We start from the raw sequence: 15,977 nt of genomic DNA, 5'->3' as shown, positions 1-15,977 counted from the left end.
GGGTGTGAATCCGGCGCGCGCATGTCATGCTTGGACGATGCACGCGCACGCCCGCCACGATGCCGTTTCCTATACCGAACGCGTTGCCTTCGTGGTGGACCTGGCGGCGCACCTGCACGCCTACGGCACCACCGCGCAGCGCCTGGAGGGTGCGATCGTGGGCGTGGCCAGGCGGCTGGGGCTGGACTGCGAGCCGTGGGTGAACCCCACCGGCATGATCCTGGCCTTCAGCGACCCGCGGCGCGCGCCGGGCGAGACCGAGACCACCCGCGTGATCCGGCTCGGCGGCGGCGACACCAATCTCTACAAGCTGTGCGAGGCCGACCGCATCGCCGAGGACGTGCTGGCCGGGCGGATGCAGGTGGCGGAAGGGCGGCAGGCCCTGCGCGCGCTGCAGCGGGTGGCCGGGCGCCGCGGACGGCTGATGCAGGTGCTGGGATTCGCGCTGGCCTCGGCCGCGGTGGCAGGCCTGCTGCGGCTGCCGTGGCTGGACATCGGCACCGCCGCCGCGATCGGGCTGGTGATCGGCCTGCTGGAGCTGGCGGTGCAGGTGCGCCCGCAGCTGGGCGAGGCGTTCGAGGCCATCTGCGGGCTGGTGGCGGGCGCGATGGTGATCGCGGTGTCGGTCTGGATCGGCCCGCTCAACCTCAATACCGTGATCATCGCGTCGCTGATCGTGCTGCTGCCCGGCATGGCGCTGACCAATGCGATGAACGAACTCACCAGCCACCACCTGGTCTCGGGCACCGCGCGTTTCGCCGGCGCGCTCACCACCATCCTCAAGCTGACCATCGGCACCGCGATCGCGCTCGGCCTGGCCGGCCTGCTCGGGATCGAGCCGCAGGTGCGCGCCGCGCGCCCGCAGCCAGACTGGGTGATATGGGCGGCGCTGGTGCTGGGCGCGTTCGCGTTCGCGGTGCTGTTCCGCGCCCACCGCCGCGATTATCCGCTGGTGATGGCGGCGGCGGCTTCCGGTTATCTGATTTCGCGCTATGGCGGCGAATGGTTCGGGCCGCAGGCGGGGCTGTTCCTGGCGGCGCTGCTGACCACTGCCGCCGGCAATCTGTACGGGCGCAGGTTCAATCGCCCGGGCGCACTGATCCGGCTGCCGGGCCTGATCATGCTGGTGCCGGGCAGCGTGGCCCTGCGCGGCGTGATCACCCTGGTCCAGGCGCAGGACCTGGGTGCCGGGCAGGAGGCCGCGCTGGCCGCGCTGAATACCCTGATGGCGCTGCTGGCCGGGCTGCTGTTCGGCAACCTGCTGGCGAGCGCGCGCCGCAATCTGTGAAATGCAGCGCCGGCCGATCGGCTGCATCCGGCATGACGATGCATCGCTCGCTGGAAACCCTGGTGTTGCGGCACATGGAAAAAACGCCGGCGACAGCCGGCGTTTTGGGTTCCACAGCGTGCGTGCGGTCGTGGATTACTTCTGGATCAGGAACTCTTCCAGCTTGCGGCCGGCGGCCAGTTCCCCGGCCAGCCAGCGCGGCGGGCGCCCGCGGCCGGTCCAGGTTTCCTTTTCGTTCGCCGGATTGCGGTACTTCGGCGGCACCTTGCCAGCGCTACGCTTGGCGGCGGCCTTGCGCGGCTTCTTCGCCGCGGCCGGCACGCTGCTACCGCCGGACTTGCCGTACAGCTCCTCGAAGGTCCAGCCGGCGCTTTTCAGCAGTTTGGCCACCGCGGCCTTGGTTTGCGCGGCGGGCTTGCGCTTGGCCAGCAGTTTCTTGCGCTTGTTGGCGCGCGCGATCAGGGCGGCCAGTTCCTGCGGGCTGAGAGTGTCGATATTCATGCTCATGGTGGGTTTCGACTTTTTGGAATGAAGGGAGTATCCAGTCCGTTGGATGCGCGGATCATACTCCGATTCATTCCATCCGCGCAGATTCTTCCGGGAATCCCGCGGGATTCCCGGAATATGCGTTCAGGAAGCCGTGGAGGCTGGGTTCAGGCGCGGAGCTTTTCCAGCAGCGCGGCGCGGTCCAGCTGTTCGGATTCACTGGCGGTGCGCGCGCGGTATTCGAACGTGCCGGCATCCAGCCCGCGCGCGGAGACCACCACCCGATGCGGAATGCCGATCAATTCGATATCCGCGAACATCGCGCCGGGGCGCAGGCCGCGGTCGTCGAGCGCGGCATCCAGCCCGGCCGCGTTCAATTCCGCATACAGCGCTTCCGCCGCGGCGGTCACCGCCGGGTCATTCTTGGGATTGATCACGCATACCACCACCCGCCACGGCGCCATCGCCGGCGGCCACGATGCCGGCCGCGTCGTGGTTCTGCTCGATCGCCGCGGCCACGATCCGCGAGACGCCGATCCCGTAGCAGCCCATCGCCGGGGCCACAGCCTTGCCGGCCGCGTCCAGCACGCTGCAGTGCATCGCTTCGGAATACTTGCGGCCAAGCGCGAACACATGGCCGACCTCGATCCCGCGCGCCATCCGCAGCACGCCCTTGCCGTCCGGCGAGGGGTCCCCCTCGACCACGTTGCGGATGTCCGCCACTTCGGGTTCGGGCAGGTCGCGGCCCCAGTTGACGCCGGCCAGGTGGAATCCGGGCTTGTTGGCGCCGACCACGAAATCGGCCATCGCCGCCACCGTGCGGTCGGCGATCACCCGGATCGGCCGGCGCGGCTGCAGCGGGCCGAGGAAGCCCGGTTCGCAGCCGAGGTATTCCAGGATCTCCGCCTCGCTCGCCAGCCGGTAATCGGCCAGCCCCGGCAGTTTCGCCAGCTTGATTTCATTCACCACGTGGTCGCCGCGCACCAGCGCCAGGGTGAATTGCGGCGCGCCGTCGTCGCCCGTGCCCATCACCGCCACCGATTTCACCGTGCGCGCCAGCGGGATGCCCAGCAGCGCGGCGACGTCCTCGCAGGTTTTCTGCGTCGGGGTGGCGACTTCGCGCAGGGGTTCGCCCGCGGCCGCGCGCGGACCAGGCGCCACCGCTTCGGCCAGCTCCACGTTGGCCGCGAAATCGGAGGCATCGCTATAGGCCAGTGCGTCCTCGCCGGAATCGGCCAGGACCTGGAACTCGTGCGAGGCGCTGCCGCCGATCGCGCCGGTATCCGCCGCCACCGCGCGGAACTTCAGCCCCAGCCGGGTGAAGATGCGCGAATAGGCGTCGTACATGTTGCGGTATTCGACGCGCAGCGAATCCTCGTCGATATGGAAGGAATAGGCGTCCTTCATCAGGAATTCGCGCGCACGCATCACCCCGAAGCGCGGACGGATCTCGTCGCGGAACTTGGTGGTGATCTGGTAGAGATTCACCGGCAGCTGCTTGTAGCTGGAGAATTCCTGGCGGAAGAAATCGGTGACCGCTTCCTCGGCGGTCGGGGTGAAGCAGTATTCCTGCTCCTTGCGGTCGCGGATCTTCAGCAGCTGCGGGCCGAACTTCGCCCAGCGCCCGGTTTCCTCCCACAGCTCCTTCGGCTGCACCGAGGGCATCGCCATTTCGATCGCGCCAGCGCGGTCCATTTCCTCGCGCACCACGGCCTCCACCTTGCGCAGCACGCGCAGGCCCAGCGGCGACCAGGTGTACAGGCCGGCGGCCAGCTTGCGGATCATGCCGGCCTTGAGCATCAGCTTGTGGCTGACGATCTCGGCTTCGGCCGGGGTTTCCTTTTCGGTGCGGAGGTGGAACTGCGACAGGCGCATGCGGAGGACTTCGACACGGGGCGGAACGCGCATTTTGCCATGCGCGCGCACCGTGGACCCTGCGAGCGTCCACCCTGGGCCTGCGGAAGGGCGTGCAGGGCGGGTATCCCGTCCGTGGTTCGACAGGCTCACCACGAACGGGATGCGGCTCCCCCGGCGACAGGCGTGTCGCATTCCACGTGCGGGGGTATGGCGCGCCGCGAACGGGGATGGTCTGTGCGCGAACCGGGCTGGACGGGCGCCCGCGCGATCAGCGCGTGCCGTCGACCTCGATGCCGTCCTTCGGGGTCTTGCGGATGCGCTCGTAGCGGTGGTTCTTCGGCGGTTCGTCGCTGACGTGCAACGTGCCGTCGTCGTCGCGCCAGCGGTACAGCGCGTCTGCGCGCTCGGCCTGGATCGCCGCGGCCTCGGCGGCGGCCTCGCGCTCATGCGCCCGCCGCGGCATCTCGACCGTGTACCACCAGCGGGCCGCGGCCGCCGCGGCCACCGCCAGCAGCACCATCCAGAACCACTGCTTCATACGGGCCTCAGGACTTGCCCGGCGGGCAGAACGCCTTCACCGCGGCCGCGTTCAGCTCGGTCTGGGCCTTGCGCTCGTCGGCGCTGAGGTTGCGGTCGGGCTTGCCGTCGCCGTTGCTGTCGTAGCCGATCGGCTCCCCGCTCTGCAGGCGCTTGAGATTGGCGCGGGCATTGGTGCACTGCTCGCTCTCGGCGGCCTGCTTGGGCTCGCTGGGCGCGGTGGTGCCGGTGCGTACGTCGATGTCGCGGGTCTGGTGGGCGCTGCTGGGCGGGGTGTCGGTGTAGTGGGTGACGCCGCTGGCGTCCTTCCACTGGTACACGCGCTGCTGCTGCTGGGCCGTGGCCGGCGCGGCCAGCGCGGCGGCCAGCACGGACAGGACGAGGAAACGGGCGAGGGTCATGGCGGGCTCCGGGGAATGCCGGCCGATTGCAGCACCGCGCCGGCTCCACCGCAACCCCGTAAACTGGGGTCATGGATGAAAATCTCGACCCTTCGCCGCGCCCGCGCGGCCGCGGCATCTACCTGCTGCCCAACCTGTTCACCACCGGCGCCCTGTTCGGCGGGTTCTATTCGATCATCGCCGCCTCGCAGGGGCGCATCGAGGCGGCCTGCATCGCGATCTTCATTTCCGCGGTGCTGGACGGGCTGGACGGCCGGGTCGCGCGGCTGACCAACACCCAGAGCGAATTCGGGGTGCAGTACGACTCGCTGTCCGACCTGATCAGCTTCGGCATGGCCCCGGCCATGCTGATGTACCACTGGGCGCTGGTGTCGCTGAAGCTGGACGGGCCCACCCTGGGCAAGATCGGCTGGCTGGGCGCGTTCCTGTACGCGGCCTGCGCGGCGCTGCGGCTGGCGCGGTTCAACGCTCAGGTGGGCACGGTGGACAAGCGCTGGTTCATCGGCCTGGCCAGCCCCGCTGCGGCCGGGCTGGTGGCCAGCTTCGTCTGGGTCTGCCACGAGTTCGGCGCTTCCGGGGTGGAACTGCGCTACGCCGCGCTGGCGGTGGCGGTGGTGGCCGGCCTGCTGATGGTCAGCCGCATCCGCTACAACAGCTTCAAGGGCAGCCGCCAGGGGCCGAAAGCCGACCGCGTGCCGTTCTTCGTGCTGGTGCTGGTGCTGGCGGGATTGATCGCGCTGTGGGTCGCCCCGGCGATCACCCTGCTCGGCGGCACCACCCTGTATGCGCTGTCCGGCCCGCTGCTGTGGTTCAAGCGCCGGCGCCTGCCGCCGGAGGTCGCCGGTTGAGTTGGGATCCGTTCCAGCGCGCGGTGCTGGCCGAGCTCGGCCACGACGCCTACCGGGTGGCCGTGGCGCCGTCGGGCAGCGCGCCGGTTGCCGTGGCGGGGCAATCCGCGCCGGAGGAGGCCGGGTCGGGCGCCGGCATGGAGATCGATGCCCGCGATGCCGCCCTGCTGGCGAAGCTGGCGCAGGCGGCGCGGCTGTCGCCGCAGACGCTGCGGGCGCAGGCCGGGATCGCCGACCTGCTGCCGCGGTTGCGCACCGATCCGGCAGCCAAGCGGGCGCTGTGGCCGCGCCTGCGCGCCCTGCGCCGGGGCCGCGCATGAGCACCGCGGCCGAGGCCTATGCCGCCGCGGCCCAACCCGGGCTGCGGCCCATGCGCGAGGCCGACCTCGAGGCGGTGATGGCGATCGAGCGCCGCGCCTATCCATTCCCGTGGACGCCCGGCATCTTCCGCGACTGCCTGCGCGCCGGCTATGCGATGTGGGTGCCGAGTGCGCGGACGGCGGGCTGGCCGGCTACGGCGTGCTCAGCATCGCCGCCGACGAGGCGCATGTGCTGAACCTGTGCACCGCGCCCGGGCACGAGGGCCGCGGCCTCGGCCGGCGCATGCTGCAGGCGCTGCTGAAGATCGCGCGCGGCCACGGCGCGCAGCGGGTGTTCCTCGAAGTGCGGCCGTCCAACCGGCGCGCGATCGAGCTCTACCAGCGCAGCGGCTTCAACGAGATCGGGCGCCGCCCGCGCTACTACCCGGCGGTCGGCGGCCGCGAGGACGCGATCGTGATGGCGATGGAGCTGTTGCCGGACTGATCGCGCCGGGTGCGCGGGCCGCGCCCGTTCATCCTTCGACAGGCTCAGGACGAACGGGCTCTCGACTTCAACAGGCTTAGGACGAACGGCTTCGTGCCCCGGCAGGCGCGGGACGAGCGGGCTTCAGCCTCCGACAGGCGCAGGACGCAGGTGTGGCCTGCGTCCCGGGATCACCCCAACCGCGCGCGCTGTTCGGCCAGTGCGGCGAGCTTGGTGCTCCAGTCGGCCAGGCGCTGGCGTTCCTGTTCCACCACCGCCTCCGGTACGCCGGGGCCGAACCTGGCCAGCTTGGCCTCGCTCTTGGCCTTCTCCGCGCCCACCTTGGTCAGCTCCTTGTCCAGGCGCGCGCGCTCGGCGTCGAGGTCCACCAGCCCTTCCAGCGGCACGAACAGCTGCAGCTCGCCGACCACCGCCGGCGCGGCGGCCGGCGGCTCGCCGGTGATCGCCTCGACCCGCTCCAGCTTGCACAGGAAGCGCAGCGGGGCGTCGAAGCGGGCGATGCGCGCCGCATCCTCGGCGTTGCCGCCGCGCACCAGCAGGGCCACCTGCTTGGCCGGCGACACGCCGAGCTCGCTGCGGATGCGGCGAACCGCGCCGATCATCGCCTTCAGCCACTCGATGTCGGCCTCGGCCTGCGCGTAGGCGCCGGCATCGATCGCGCCGGGCTGCGGGTACGGCTGCAGCATCAGGCTGCCCGACTTGCCGAGCCGGGGCGCGACCGCCTGCCACAGCTCCTCGGTGATGAACGGGATCAGCGGGTGCAGCAGGCGCAGCAGGGCCTCCAGCACATAGACCAGCGTGTGGCGGGTGCTGTGGGCGGCCTCGGCATCGTCGCTGTTGAGCGCGGGCTTGGCCAGCTCCAGGAACCAGTCGCAGACCTGGTTCCAGGTGAACTCGTACAGGCACTGCGCCAGCAGGTCGAAGCGGTAGCTGGCGAAATGCGCGGCGGCCTCGGCGCAGGTGCGGTCGAGCTGGGCGAGGATCCAGCGCTCGGCGTCGGTCTGCGGCTGCGGCGCGCCGGCGAACGTGGCCTCGCCGACGTTCATCAGCGCGAAGCGCGTCGCGTTCCACAGCTTGTTGCAGAAGTTCTTGTAGCCCTCGGCGCGCGCGAGGTCGAACTTGATGTCGCGGCCCGGGCCGGCCAGCGCGGCCATGGTGAAGCGCAGGGCATCGGCGCCGTGCGGGTTGATGCCGTTCGGGAATTCCTTGCGGGTGGCCTTCTCGATCTTCTCGGCCATCTTCGGCTGCATCAGCCCGGTGGTGCGCTTGGCCACCAGCGCATCCGCGCTGATGCCGTCGATGATGTCCAGCGGGTCGAGGATGTTGCCCTTCGACTTCGACATCTTCTGGCCGTCCTTGTCGCGCACCAGGCCGGTGATGTACACGTCGCGGAACGGCACCCGGCCGGTGAGCGCGTCGGTCATCATGATCATCCGCGCCACCCAGAAGAAGATGATGTCGAAGCCGGTGACCAGCACATTGCTCGGCAGGTGGGCATCGAACCCGCGCTCGCGCATGGCCTGTGCGTCAGGCCAGCCCAAGGTCGAGAACGGGAACATCGCCGAGGAGAACCAGGTCTCCAGTACGTCCGCGTCCTGCCGCAGCGGCGCATCGCCCAGGCCGTGCTTTGCGCGCACCTCGGCCTCGCTGCGGCCGACATAGATCTTGCCGGTCTCGTCGAACCACGCCGGGATGCGGTGGCCCCACCAGAGCTGGCGGCTGATCGTCCAGTCCTGGATGTTCTCCAGCCAGTGGCGGTAGGTGTTGATCCAGTTCGGCGGGACGAACTTCACCTCGCCGGACTCCACCAGTTCGAGACCACGCTTGGCGAGGCCGTCCATCTTCACGAACCACTGGTCGGTGAGGAAGGGCTCGATCACCTGGCCGCTGCGGTCGCCGCGCGGCACCTGCAGCCGGTGCGGCTTGATTTCGACCAGCAGACCGGCGGCCTCGAGGTCGGCCACGATCACCTTGCGCGCGTCGAAGCGGTCGAGGCCCTGGTACTTTTCTGGGATTCCGATATCTCCAGCAAGATCAGTTACGGAGAAGGCGCGGTTGCGATTCTCCCATCGATTGCTGGTCGTCATGTTCATGTGCCAGTCGGAAGCGGCATTGCTTACGATCTTGGCTTCTTTTGTGAAGATGTTAATCAGTCCGAGGCCGTGGCGCTGGCCCACCGCGTAGTCGTTGAAGTCGTGCGCCGGGGTCACCTTCACCACGCCGGTGCCGAAGTCGCGGTCCACGTAGGCGTCGGTGATGACCGGGATGCGGCGGCCGGTCAGCGGCAGCCGGATGGCCTTGCCGTGCAGGTCGAGGTAGCGCGGGTCTTCCGGATGCACCATCACCGCGCTGTCGCCGAGCATGGTCTCGGGGCGGGTGGTGGCCACCACCACGTAGTCGCGCACTTCGCGCAGGGTTTCGTGGCCGTCGGCGTCGTGCTCGACGTATTCGAAGGTGGCGCCGTCGGCCAGCGGGTAGCGGATCGACCACAGGTGGCCGTTTTCTTCCTCGTTGACTACCTCGAGGTCGGAGATCGCGGTCTGCAGCACCGGGTCCCAGTTGACCAGGCGCTGGCCGCGGTAGATCAGGCCCTGCTCGTACAGGCGCACGAAGGCCTCGGTGACCGCCGCGCTGGCCATCGGGTCCATGGTGAACACGCTGCGCGACCAGTCGCCGGACGCGCCCAGGCGGCGCATCTGGCGCTCGATGGTGTCGCCGCTGTGCTGCTTCCACTCCCACACTTTTTCGATGAACTTCTCGCGTCCCAGCGAATCGCGGGTCTCGCCCTTGCCCTCGATGGCGAGGTTGCGGCTGACCACCATCTCGGTGGCGATGCCGGCGTGGTCGGTGCCCATCTGCCACAGGGTGCGGTAGCCGCGCATGCGGTGGTAGCGGATCAGCGCATCCTGCAGGGGTGTGCTGGAACGCATGGCCCATGTGCAGGGTGCCGGTGACGTTCGGCGGCGGCAGCAGGATGGTGTAGGCCGGGCCGTCGCCCTGCGGTGCGAACGCGCCGCTGGCCTCCCACTGCTGGTACAGGCGGGATTCGAAGGACTTGGGGTCGTAGCCGGGGGCGAGGGATGTCATTGCGGCGGGATTACATGTCGTATTTGTTGAGTGCAAAGCCGAGCGCCTGGTAGTGCTTCCAGCGCGTGCGCAGCGGGCCGCGCGCGGCCGGTTCGGCCGGGACCACTTCCAGCACGCGCTCGAACGCGCCCTGCGGCGGATCGTCGCGCAGGTTGATCAGCAGCGGGCGCAGCGGCGCGTCGATCTCCGGCGGCGCGATCAGGACCGGGGCCTCGTCCTCGTCCTCGTCCTGCCCGGCGATCTGGTGCGGCAGGTATTCGTCCGGATCGAAGGCCCACAGCAGGTCGTCCAGCGCCTCGGCCTGGGCCTGGTCGCGCGCCAGGATGAGGGTGGGCTGGCCGCTGGCATGCGCCTTGCGCGCCAGCTCGCACACCAGCAGCAGCGGCTGCTCGCGGAAGCGCGGCTTGTCGATCAGGTAGAAATCGGCGCGCGGCATCGGCGCTTATGCCACCCGGTCCAGCAGCCACTGGCTGAGCATGCCGACCGGGCGGCCGGTGGCCATGCCCATCTTGCCGTCCTCGGAGGCGCTGCCGGCGATGTCCAGGTGCACCCAGCGCTGGCCCTCGGTGAAGCGCGACAGGAAGCAGCCGGCGGTGATCGCGCCGGCCCAGCGGCCGCCGATGTTGTAGACGTCGGCGAACGCGGAATCCAGCAGCGGCTGGTAGTCGTCCCACAGCGGCAGCTGCCAGCCGCGGTCGTGCGCGGTGGTGCCGGCGTCCAGCAGCTCGCGCGCGAGATCGTCGCTGTCCTTGGTCATCACCCCGGTGGCGGGCTTGCCCAGCGCGATCACGCAGGCGCCGGTCAGGGTGGCCACGTCGATCAGCGCCGCCGGCTGGAAGCGCTGCGCATAGGTGAGTGCATCGCACAGGATCAGACGGCCTTCGGCGTCGGTGTTGCCGACCTCGATGGTCTTGCCGGACAGGCTGGTGATCACGTCCGACGGACGGTAGCTGTTGCCGTCGATGGCGTTCTCGACCGCTGCGGTGATGCACACCAGGTTGACCGGCAGCTGCATCTCGACCGCGGCGAGGAAGGTGCCGAGCACGCTGCCGGCGCCGCACATGTCGTACTTCATTTCCTCGATGCCGCCCTGCACCTTGAGGTTGACGCCGCCGGTGTCGAAGGTGATGCCCTTGCCGACCAGCACATAGGGCCTGGCGTCGCCGGCATTGGTGTACTTGAGCACGATCAGGCGCGGGCGCTGCGCGCTGCCGCGCGCGACCGCCAGCAGCGCGCCCATGCCCAGCGCCTGCATCGCCTGCTCGTCCAGCACCTCGCATTCCACCCCGGCGTGGGCGGTGGCCAGCGCCTGCGCCTGCTCGGCCAGGTAGGCCGGGTTGCAGACGTTGGGCGGCAGGTTGCCCAGTTCGCGGGTGAAGGCCACGCCCTTGGCGATGGCGATGCCGCGCGCCAGCGCGGTGTCGTCGCTGCCGGCCAGCGCCAGCCGGTTCAGGCCGGTGTGCTTGCGCTTGGGGCTGTCGGCGCCGAGGGTGGCGGTGTAGCGGTAGCAGGCGTGGTCGGCGGTGATCACCGCCTGGCGGATCGCCCAGGCGGCGTCGCGCTCCTTGATTGCCTGCTCGGTCAGGGTCAGCAGTGCGCTGCCGACCGGGCCCGTCTTCAGCGCGCGCGCGGCATCGCCCACCGCCTTCAGATACTGCGCCGGTCCGAACTTGCCGGCCTCGCCCAGGCCCACCACCAGCACCCGCGGCGCGGCGATGCCGGGCAGATCGTGCAGCAGCGCGGTCTTGCCGGCCTTGCCCTCGACATCGCCGCGCGCGATCAGCGCCGCCAGGCGGCCGCCGCAGGCAGCATCCAGCTGCTGGCCGGCGGCGGTCAGGCGGCCATCGGCGAAGGCGCCGGTCACCACGCAGTCGACGGCGGCATCGGCGGGAGGGGTCTGGTTCAGGCTGAATTCGAGGCTCATCGATCAACGTACCTGTGTTGTGCGCGGGTCTGCGTGGGAAGTGGTGCGTAGGCGTGCATGGATGCGCGTAGCCCCGGCCGGGTGCGCCGGCCGGGGCGCGCGGGTGGCGTGGCATACAATGCGCGGCCTGCGCTCGGGCGGCGATGCCGCGCGAAAGTGGATTTCCGATTCTAAAGCAACCGCGCCCGATGCCGAAGCTGGACCGCTACCTGAGTGCCGAATTCGCGCGTGCCGTGGCGGCGGCGCTGGTGGTGCTGGGCATGGTCAGCCTGGGCGGGCTGTTCGCCGACCTGATCGGCGAGATGGCGCGCGGCAAGCTGCCGCCGGCGCTGCTGCTGTCGCAGCTGGGGTTGCGCCTGCTCGGCTACCTGCCGATGATCCTGCCGCTGGCGCTGCTGCTGGGCTTGCTGCTGGCGGTCGGGCGGCTGTACCGGGATTCCGAGATGCACGTGCTGGCGGCGGTCGGGGTGGGCCCGGCGCGGGTGCTGCGGCCGCTGGCGATGGTGACGCTGCCGGTGCTGCTGGTGATCGCGGGCTGCTCGCTGTGGCTGGGGCCGTGGGCCAACCGGCTGGCGCGCGGAATGGTGATCGAGGCCAACAAGAACCTGCTGGTGGCCGGGCTGGAGCCGGGCCGCTTCACCCCGCTCTCGAACGGCGGCGTGGCCTATGCCGGCGAGATGTCGAACGACGGCACCAGGCTGGCGCGGGTGTTCCTGTTCCGCGAGCGTGGGGATCGCATCGACGTGGCCACCGCGCGCAGCGGCGAACTCTACCGCGACCACGGCGCGCGCGTGCTGGCGCTGCTGGACGGGTTCCGGGTGGAAGGCCCGGCGGCCGGCCCCGACCTCGACTACCGGCTGATGCGCTACCGCCGCAACGAGATGGAACTGCCCACCGCCGATGACACCCGCCAGCTGGATGACCCCGAGCTGCTGCCGACCCCGGCCCTGCTGGGCAACCCGGCGCCGGCGGCGCAGGCCGAGCTGCACTGGCGGATCGCGCCGCCGCTGCTGGCGCTGGCGCTGGCGCTGCTGGCGGTGCCGCTGGCGCGCAGCGGGCCGCGGCAGTCGCGCTACGGCGCGATGCTGCTGGCGTTCCTGGTGTATCTCGTGGGCCTGTTCCTGCTGGTGCTCGGCACCCAGTGGCTGGCGGAAGAGCGAATTCCGGCCGCCGCCGGCCTGTGGTGGACTGCTGCTGCCGCTGCTGGCACTGGCGGCCTGGCTGTATGCCCGCGACGGCCGCCTGGCGCGCCCGAAGGGGGCGAAGTGAAGCGCTGGCCGCGGCTGCACGATCTCTACCTGGCGCGGGTCGTGTTCGGCGGCGTGCTGCTGGCCTGGGGCGTGTTGCTGGGGCTGGACGTGGTGCTGGCCTTCGTCGGCGAGATGGGCGAGCTGGGTCGCGGCGGCTACACCATCAACCACGCCATCGCCGCCACCGGGCTGACCATCCCCAGCCGCGCCTACGTGCTGTTCCCGACCGCCGCGGTGATCGGCATGCTGCTGGGGCTGGGCCAGCTGGCGGCCACCTCCGAGCTGACCGTCCTGCGCGCGATCGGCGTGTCACGGATGCGGCTGGCCGCGTCGGTGCTCGCGCCGCTGGTATTGGTGACGGTGCTGATGGTGGTCAACGGCGAGACCCTGGCGCCGTGGGGCGACGACCGCGCGCAGGCGATCAAGGCGGTGCGCCACAGCGACATGGCGGTGTCGCGCTACAGCGGGCTGTGGGCGCGCGAGGGCGACATGTTCCTGAACGCCCGCGGTGGCGAGGAGAAGCAGCGCGGCAACGAGCGCTGGCTGGAGCTGCGCGGGGTGCGCCTGTTCCAGTTCGGCGAGGACGGCCGCCTGTTGTCGATCGCCAACGTGGACATGGCCGAGCACCGCGCCGGCCAGTGAGCTGCTGCACGGGGTGGAGCGCACCGTGTTCGGGCCAAAATCGGTGCAGCGCAGCCGCATCGCGCAGGAACGCTGGGATTCGCAGCTGGACCCGTCGGCGCTGGCTTCCAGTATCACCCGCCCCGGCAACATGAGCAGCCGCGAGCTGCGCGCCAGCATCGACTACCGCCGCCGCAACCAGCTGGATGCGGCCGAGTTCGAGAACGTGTACTGGAGCCGCTGGTTCTATCCGTTCAACGTGCTGGCGCTGTGCCTGGCGGCGCTGCCGTTCGCGTTCGGCTCGCTGCGCAGCGGCGGCTACGGCAAGCGCCTGTTCCTCGGCATCGTGTTCGCGCTGGGCTTCTGGGTGCTGCAGACGATCGCGTCCAGGCTGGCCGGGATCTACCGCTTCGATTTCCGGATCGCCTACGCGCTGCCGCCGCTGGTGATGCTGGCGCTGTCGTGGAGCCTGTTCCACCGCCGCCGCCGCCGCCGCTGATCCGTGCGCCTCACGCCAGCGGCCGCGCCTGCCCGCGGAGCAGGCGCGTGCGGCTGAGGCGGTCGTGCCAGGTCAGGCGGTCGCGGTCGAGCCACGCCCACCAGAAGCCGAGCCCGCCGGCCAGCAGCGACACCCCGCCCAGCGCGTAGCGCAGCCACAGCGCGCGCCAGCCGGGGCGGCCGCCGTCGACGGCCACCAGGTGCAGCCGCCACGGCCGCATGCCGAGAGTCTGGCCGCCGCGGTGCCAGCTCCAGGTCGCGTACAGCCCGGTCACCAGCCATAGCGCCGCGAACTCCAGCAGCCCCAGCGCGCCGCCGCGCACCGCGTCGCCATGCACGAGGGTGAAGGCCGCGGCCACCACGAACCACAGCGCCAGCGCCGGGAACAGGTCGTACAGCAGCGCCAGCAGGCGCCAGCCGATGAGGGAGGAAGGGCGGTCGGGCATCGCCACAGGATACAGACGGCGCGCGTGGCGGCCGCTACCCTTGGGCGATGCCGAGCGCCGCCGACCGCCGCCGCGACATCCACCGCCTGCCGCCGCTGGACGCGCAGGATGCGCAGGCGATCGAGCGCTTCCTGGACGCGCTGTGGGCCGAGCGCGGGCTGGCCGCCGCCACCCTGGCCGCCTACCGCGCCGACCTGCAGGCGTTGGCGCGCTGGCTGCGCGGCAGTGGCCGGCCGCCGCTGCTGCAGGCCGACCGCGGCGCCCTGTTCGACTATCTGGCGATGCGCGCGCAGGCCGGATACGCGGCGCGCAGCACGGCGCGGCTGCTGGCCTGCCTGCACGCGTTCTACGCGCATGCGCTGCGCGCGGGGCTGCGCGGCGACGATCCGTGCGCGCTGCTGCAGGCGCCGGCGCTGCCGCGGCTGCTGCCGAAGGCGCTGTCCGAGGCGCAGGTGGCGGCCCTGCTGGAAGTGCCCGACACCGGCACTGCGCTGGGCCTGCGCGACCGCGCGATGCTGGAGCTGATGTATGCCTGCGGCTTGCGCGTGAGCGAGCTGGTGGCGCTGCTGGGCACCGCGGTGAACCTGCGCCAGGGCCTGCTGCGGGTGCGCGGCAAGGGCGACAAGGAACGCCTGGTGCCGCTGGGCGAGGAGTCCCGTCACTGGCTGGAGCGCTACCTCGACGAAGCGCGGCCGGCGCTGCTGGCCGGCGCGCGCGCACCGGCCGCGGTGGCGCTGCTGTTCCTCGCGCCCGCGGGCGCCCCGCTCAGCCGCCAGGCGTTCTGGGCGCTGGTCAAGCGCCATGCGGCACTGGCCGGGATCGATCCGGCGCGGGTCAGCCCGCACGGGCTGCGCCACAGCTTCGCCACCCACCTGCTCAACCACGGCGCCGACCTGCGTGCGCTGCAGATGCTGCTGGGCCACAGCTCGCTGTCCACCACCCAGATCTATACCCTGGTCGCGCGCGACCGCCTGCGCCGGCTGCATGCGCTGCACCATCCGCGGGCCTGAGCCGCCGCGGGCCCGCGCGGCGGCGTGCGACAATGCGGAACCGGCGCGCTGGCGCCGGGTCCAAGCCGTTCCCCTGCGTCCCGGAGTGCCGATGAAACAGTTCGTCCTCGCCCTGTTGCTGGGCTTCAGCCTGTCCGCCTGCGCCCAGTCCAATGGAGGTGCGGTCGCCGCCAAGCCCGATGCCGACGTGCCGGCCGCCGACCTCGGCAAGATCGCCGCCGGCAGTCCGGAGGCGCGCGCGCGCCGCGGTGCAGGCGCTGGGCGAGGGCGTGCGGATCGAGCGCATCGGCCCGGCCCCGATTCCAGGTTTCCGCCAGGTGGTGGCCGGCGGCACCGTGCTGTACGTCAGCGACGACGGCAAATACCTGTTCCAGGGCGGGCTGGTGGACGTGGCCAAGCGCCGGGATCTGAGCGAGGCGGCAATGGCGCAGGTGCGCAAGGACATCCTGGCCTCGCTGCCGGAAGCCGATCGCATCGTGTTCGCGCCCAAGGGCACGCCGCGCCATACGGTGGTGGTGCTGACCGACATCGAATGCGGCTACTGCCGTAAGTTCCACTCCGAGATCGGCCGCTACAACGCGCTCGGCATCCGGGTCGAATACCTGGCCTTCCCGCGCGCCGGGCTGGGCAGCGACGACTACCGCAAGATGGTCGCGGTGTGGTGCGCGCCCGACCGCAGGAAGGCGCTGACCGACGCCAAGAACGACCGCCCGGTGCCGTTGGCTTCGACCTGCACGCGCACGCCGGTGGACATGCAGTACCGCGCCGGCCTGCGCATGGGGCTGGAGGGCACGCCGATGATCCTGGCCCTGGACGGGCGCCTGGTCGGCGGCTACCTGCCGCCGGAACGGCTGGCGCAGCGGCTGGACGCGCTGGACGCGCCCTGAGCGCGGCGCCCGCGCCGGCGCGGGCGGTGGGGG

General features: G+C 70.9%; 11 protein-coding genes and 5 pseudogenes. 8 read left to right on the top strand and 8 right to left on the bottom strand.

Annotation, left to right across the window (positions count from 1 at the left end; all coding sequences use genetic code 11):
- Window positions 1-37 precede the first annotated feature (37 nt).
- Window positions 38-1,288, top strand: a complete 1,251-nt coding sequence (locus tag LJB71_RS00590; protein WP_259302694.1) for a threonine/serine exporter family protein — start codon at window positions 38-40, stop codon at window positions 1,286-1,288.
- Between the two features lie 135 nt (window positions 1,289-1,423).
- Here the strand turns inward: LJB71_RS00590 and LJB71_RS00585 are convergent, their stop codons facing one another.
- The 4 genes and pseudogenes from LJB71_RS00585 to LJB71_RS00570 all read right to left on the bottom strand — a co-directional run bounded on the left by LJB71_RS00585 (window position 1,424) and on the right by LJB71_RS00570 (window position 4,569).
- A complete protein-coding gene (locus LJB71_RS00585) occupies window positions 1,424-1,789 on the bottom strand; it encodes an H-NS histone family protein (protein ID WP_259302693.1) in 366 nt (121 codons plus the stop codon).
- A 152-nt stretch (window positions 1,790-1,941) separates the two neighbouring features.
- Window positions 1,942-3,649, bottom strand: a pseudogene (locus LJB71_RS00580) (proline--tRNA ligase).
- A gap of 250 nt (window positions 3,650-3,899) precedes the next feature.
- The gene (locus tag LJB71_RS00575) at window positions 3,900-4,169 is read right to left on the bottom strand and encodes a DUF4124 domain-containing protein (RefSeq protein WP_114961014.1); all 270 of its coding nucleotides are present in this window, start codon (window positions 4,167-4,169) and stop codon (window positions 3,900-3,902) included.
- A gap of 7 nt (window positions 4,170-4,176) precedes the next feature.
- Window positions 4,177-4,569 (bottom strand): DUF4124 domain-containing protein, encoded by a 393-nt coding sequence (locus LJB71_RS00570; protein ID WP_114961013.1) that lies wholly within the window; start codon window positions 4,567-4,569, stop codon window positions 4,177-4,179.
- A gap of 71 nt (window positions 4,570-4,640) precedes the next feature.
- Here LJB71_RS00570 and pssA point away from each other — a divergent pair, with 71 nt between their 5' ends.
- From pssA to rimI, 3 genes and pseudogenes are all read left to right on the top strand, one after another.
- Window positions 4,641-5,417: a CDP-diacylglycerol--serine O-phosphatidyltransferase gene (gene pssA, locus LJB71_RS00565; RefSeq protein ID WP_259302692.1), complete on the top strand. Its 777-nt coding sequence runs from the start codon at window positions 4,641-4,643 to the stop codon at window positions 5,415-5,417.
- Window positions 5,414-5,737 carry a hypothetical protein gene (locus LJB71_RS00560; protein ID WP_114961011.1) on the top strand — a complete coding sequence of 108 codons (324 nt, stop codon included), beginning with the start codon at window positions 5,414-5,416 and terminating at the stop codon, window positions 5,735-5,737. The genes pssA and LJB71_RS00560 overlap by 4 nt, the downstream gene beginning before the upstream one ends.
- Window positions 5,734-6,221: pseudogene (rimI, locus tag LJB71_RS00555) on the top strand (ribosomal protein S18-alanine N-acetyltransferase). The gene LJB71_RS00560 and the pseudogene rimI overlap by 4 nt, the downstream one beginning before the upstream one ends.
- A 170-nt stretch (window positions 6,222-6,391) precedes the next feature.
- Here rimI and LJB71_RS00550 read toward each other — a convergent pair.
- From LJB71_RS00550 to LJB71_RS00540, 3 genes and pseudogenes are all read right to left on the bottom strand, one after another.
- Window positions 6,392-9,308 (bottom strand): annotated as a pseudogene (locus LJB71_RS00550) (valine--tRNA ligase).
- A gap of 10 nt (window positions 9,309-9,318) precedes the next feature.
- Window positions 9,319-9,744 carry a DNA polymerase III subunit chi gene (locus LJB71_RS00545; protein WP_114961009.1) on the bottom strand — a complete coding sequence of 142 codons (426 nt, stop codon included), beginning with the start codon at window positions 9,742-9,744 and terminating at the stop codon, window positions 9,319-9,321.
- Between the two features lie 6 nt (window positions 9,745-9,750).
- Entirely contained in the window at window positions 9,751-11,232 is a 1,482-nt protein-coding gene (locus LJB71_RS00540; RefSeq protein WP_259302691.1) for a leucyl aminopeptidase, read from the bottom strand.
- A gap of 188 nt (window positions 11,233-11,420) precedes the next feature.
- On the opposite strand from LJB71_RS00540, the pseudogene lptF reads away from it, so the two are divergent.
- Together lptF and lptG are read left to right on the top strand one after the other, a co-directional pair.
- Window positions 11,421-12,501 (top strand): annotated as a pseudogene (gene lptF, locus LJB71_RS00535) (LPS export ABC transporter permease LptF).
- A pseudogene (gene lptG / locus LJB71_RS00530) lies at window positions 12,450-13,602 on the top strand (LPS export ABC transporter permease LptG). The pseudogenes lptF and lptG overlap by 52 nt, the downstream one beginning before the upstream one ends.
- A 10-nt stretch (window positions 13,603-13,612) precedes the next feature.
- Here lptG and LJB71_RS00525 read toward each other — a convergent pair.
- Entirely contained in the window at window positions 13,613-14,047 is a 435-nt protein-coding gene (locus LJB71_RS00525) for an RDD family protein (protein ID WP_259302690.1), read from the bottom strand.
- Window positions 14,048-14,094: 47 nt separating this feature from the next.
- Between LJB71_RS00525 and xerD the strand changes: the two genes are divergently transcribed.
- Both xerD and LJB71_RS00515 read left to right on the top strand, forming a co-directional pair.
- A complete protein-coding gene (xerD, locus tag LJB71_RS00520) occupies window positions 14,095-15,057 on the top strand; it encodes a site-specific tyrosine recombinase XerD (RefSeq protein WP_259302689.1) in 963 nt (320 codons plus the stop codon).
- A gap of 152 nt (window positions 15,058-15,209) precedes the next feature.
- Window positions 15,210-15,944 carry a DsbC family protein gene (locus LJB71_RS00515; protein WP_310649368.1) on the top strand — a complete coding sequence of 245 codons (735 nt, stop codon included), beginning with the start codon at window positions 15,210-15,212 and terminating at the stop codon, window positions 15,942-15,944.
- The last annotated feature ends 33 nt before the right edge of the window (window positions 15,945-15,977 follow it).

It is taken from the genome of Thermomonas sp. S9 (assembly GCF_024704365.1).
GTDB lineage: Bacteria > Pseudomonadota > Gammaproteobacteria > Xanthomonadales > Xanthomonadaceae > Thermomonas.
Note: the sequence above shows the minus strand (reverse complement) of the source record. Positions and strands in the feature narration are given on the sequence as shown.

What these genes read in the sequence shown, in the direction of transcription:
- LJB71_RS00590 (WP_259302694.1), top strand. Translation starts at nt 38, where the DNA reads ATGCACGCGCACGCCCGCCACGATGCCGTTTCCTATACCGAACGCGTT.
- LJB71_RS00585 (WP_259302693.1), bottom strand. Translation starts at nt 1,789, where the DNA reads ATGAATATCGACACTCTCAGCCCGCAGGAACTGGCCGCCCTGATCGCG.
- LJB71_RS00575 (WP_114961014.1), bottom strand. Translation starts at nt 4,169, where the DNA reads ATGAAGCAGTGGTTCTGGATGGTGCTGCTGGCGGTGGCCGCGGCGGCC.
- LJB71_RS00570 (WP_114961013.1), bottom strand. Translation starts at nt 4,569, where the DNA reads ATGACCCTCGCCCGTTTCCTCGTCCTGTCCGTGCTGGCCGCCGCGCTG.
- pssA (WP_259302692.1), top strand. Translation starts at nt 4,641, where the DNA reads ATGGATGAAAATCTCGACCCTTCGCCGCGCCCGCGCGGCCGCGGCATC.
- LJB71_RS00545 (WP_114961009.1), bottom strand. Translation starts at nt 9,744, where the DNA reads ATGCCGCGCGCCGATTTCTACCTGATCGACAAGCCGCGCTTCCGCGAG.
- LJB71_RS00540 (WP_259302691.1), bottom strand. Translation starts at nt 11,232, where the DNA reads ATGAGCCTCGAATTCAGCCTGAACCAGACCCCTCCCGCCGATGCCGCC.
- LJB71_RS00525 (WP_259302690.1), bottom strand. Translation starts at nt 14,047, where the DNA reads ATGCCCGACCGCCCTTCCTCCCTCATCGGCTGGCGCCTGCTGGCGCTG.
- xerD (WP_259302689.1), top strand. Translation starts at nt 14,095, where the DNA reads ATGCCGAGCGCCGCCGACCGCCGCCGCGACATCCACCGCCTGCCGCCG.
- LJB71_RS00515 (WP_310649368.1), top strand. Translation starts at nt 15,210, where the DNA reads ATGGAGGTGCGGTCGCCGCCAAGCCCGATGCCGACGTGCCGGCCGCCG.